The 2532-nt window shown below is 69.9% G+C and carries 3 protein-coding genes; 2 read left to right on the top strand and 1 reads right to left on the bottom strand.

Annotated elements, in window-relative coordinates; translation table 11 throughout:
• The coding region (locus WBL05_RS09980; protein WP_424225607.1) for a helicase HerA-like domain-containing protein at positions 1-1577 on the bottom strand (1577 nt) is incomplete at its 3' end.
• A gap of 51 nt (positions 1578-1628) precedes the next feature.
• Between WBL05_RS09980 and WBL05_RS09975 the strand changes: the two genes are divergently transcribed.
• Both WBL05_RS09975 and WBL05_RS09970 read left to right on the top strand, forming a co-directional pair.
• Positions 1629-1922, top strand: a complete 294-nt coding sequence (locus WBL05_RS09975) for a type II toxin-antitoxin system VapB family antitoxin (RefSeq protein WP_424225605.1) — start codon at positions 1629-1631, stop codon at positions 1920-1922.
• 70 nt (positions 1923-1992) lie between these two features.
• Positions 1993-2517 (top strand): LytR C-terminal domain-containing protein, encoded by a 525-nt coding sequence (locus WBL05_RS09970; protein WP_424225604.1) that lies wholly within the window; start codon positions 1993-1995, stop codon positions 2515-2517.
• The last annotated feature ends 15 nt before the right edge of the window (positions 2518-2532 follow it).

The following is a 2532-nucleotide window of genomic DNA, read 5'->3' as shown; positions in this document are numbered from 1 at the left end:
CCGAACAGCGAGCGGACGATCTCGCGTCCCGCCGAACGGGCGAACTGCTTGACCACCGACGAGTTCGCCACCTCGGCGATGACCGACTTCTGCCGACGCCCCGACGACTTGCGCTGGGCGGCCTGGTTGGGCGCGGCGGCCGGCGACCACGTTCCGCCGCCGGTCTGGCCGGGACGCTGCGCCTCGGCCTGGGCAGCCGCGGCGCCCTCGGCCAGCTTGCGGGCCAGCATCTCCTGGGCGGAGTCGCGGTTGATGGTCTGGCCGTAGCGGCCCAGCAGCGGGCTGGACCGGATGATCTGGTCCATCCGTTCCGGGTCGGTCGGCCCCATCAGCGACTCCGGCGCGAAGATGCGTGTCCACGCCACCGGAGTCGGGGCGCCGTCCGGGTCCATCACCGTCACCACCGCCTGCCCGATGCCCAGTTGGGTGAGCAGTTCGGCCAGGTCGTAGCCCGACCTCGGGAAGGTGTTGACGGTGGCCCTGAGCGCCTTGGCGTCGTCGGGGGTGTGCGCGCGCAACTGGTGCTGGACGCGGCTGCCGAGCTGGGCCGGCACGTCACCGGGCACATCCTTCGGGGTCTGGGTGACGAAGAAGATCCCGACACCCTTCGACCTGATCAGCCGCACGGTCTGGGTGATCTGGTCGATGAAGGCCCTGGACGCGTCGTTGAACAGCAGGTGGGCCTCGTCGAAGAAGAAGACCAGCCGGGGACGATCGGTGTCGCCGACCTCTGGCAGGTCCTGGTAGAGGTCGGCCAGCAGCCACATCAGGAAGGTGGAGAACAGCGCGGGCCGGTCGGTCACGTTGGGCAGCTCCAGCATGCTGACCACGCCCCGGCCGTCGGGAGTGGTGCGCAGCAGGTCGTGGGTGTCGAACTCCGGTTCGCCGAAGAAGACGTCGGCGCCCTGCTGTTCGAGGTTGATGATCTTGCGCAGGATCACCCCGACGGTCTGCGAGCTGAGCCCGCCCACCTGCTTGAGGACCGGCTTGCCCTCGTCGGAGTCGAGGTACTTCAGCACCTCGACCAGGTCGGCCAGGTCGAGCAGCGGCAGGCCGGCCTGGTCGGCGAAATGGAAGACCAGCCCGAGCGATGACTCCTGGGTCTGGTTCAGGCCGAGCACCTTGGCCAGCAGGATCGGACCGAAGCTGGAGATGGTGGCGCGCAGCGGGATGCCCCGGCCCTGCCCGCCCAGCGCGTAGAACTCGACGGGCGGCGCGCTCGGTGTCCAGTCCTGACCGTTCTTCCGGGTCCGCGCCAGCAGCTTGTCGCTCGGGGTTGCCGGCGTGGCCAGGCCCGACAGGTCGCCCTTGATGTCGGCGGCGAAGACCGGGACGCCGGCCCGGGCGATCTGCTCGGCCATCACCTGCAGGGTGATGGTCTTGCCGGTGCCGGTGGCCCCGGACACCAGCCCGTGCCGGTTCAGCATGCCGAGCGGGATGCGGACCCGGGCGTCCGGCACCGGGGTGTCGTCGACGCTGAGCACGCCGAGTTCGATCGCCGGTTCGTCGAAGGTGTAGCCGGCGCGGATCGCGGCGACAGCCTCGTCGCGCTCGGCCTGGGCGGTGTCATCAGGCATGGGAACAGCATGCCACGGGCAACTTCACCCCGATCGACTTACGATTGGGGGGTGATCTTCAAACGAGTCGGCGAAGGACGGCCCTACCCCCCGCATGGTTACGCACAACGTGACTGGGCGTCGATCCTGCCCCAACAGGTGCGCCTGGACCAGTTGGTCACGACCAAGCGGACCCTCGACCTGGACGCACTGCTCGCCGAGGACTCCACCTTTTACGGCGACCTGTTCGCCCACGTGGTGAGCTGGCAGGGCGATCTGTACCTCGAGGACGGCCTGCACCGCGCGCTGCGGGCGGCGCTGCAGCAACGCGACACGGTTCATGCTCGCGTCCTGGAACTGGACTGAGCATCCGGTCAAGTAGGCTGACGCCACCAGTACCGGCCGGCGGGGCCGAGGACGAGTCGGGGAGCAACGGGTGACCAGAACGTGGCGCAGGTGGGCCAGCCCCATCACCCTGCTGCTGCTGCTCGGCCTGCTCGGCTGGGGCCTGTGGTGGGGCTGGGAGCAGCTCACCCGGCCGCCGCAGGACACCACGCCGCCGTGCGTGCCCCAGTCGGCGTCCGTACTCACCTCCGATCAGGTCACCGTGACGGTGTTGAATGCCGGCCGCATTCCGGGGCTGGCCGGCCAGGTCTCCGAGCAGTTGCGCAACAAGGGTTTCGTGATGCGGGCGCCCGGCAACACCGATGAGCCGGTCAGCAACACGGTGATCGTGGGTGGCAGCCCGGACGAGCCTCCGGTGCAGCTGGTGTCCGGGTTCTTCCCCGGCGCCGAGATCTGGCCGGACGGGCGCACCGACGGCACGGTTGACGTGCTGGTCGGCGACGCGTTCGACGGTTTCAACGACGAGGCCCCCACCGAGATCGGGGTGCCGGGCGGCACCGTCTGCCTGCCCGAGACCAGTCGGCCCACCGAGGACGCCGGGGCCGCCCAGCCCTGACGCGCGGTCGTGGCC

Source organism: Brooklawnia sp. (assembly GCF_049651565.1).
GTDB lineage: Bacteria > Actinomycetota > Actinomycetes > Propionibacteriales > Propionibacteriaceae > Brooklawnia.
The sequence above is the reverse complement of the archived record's forward strand: the minus strand, read 5'-3'. Positions and strand labels throughout refer to the sequence as shown.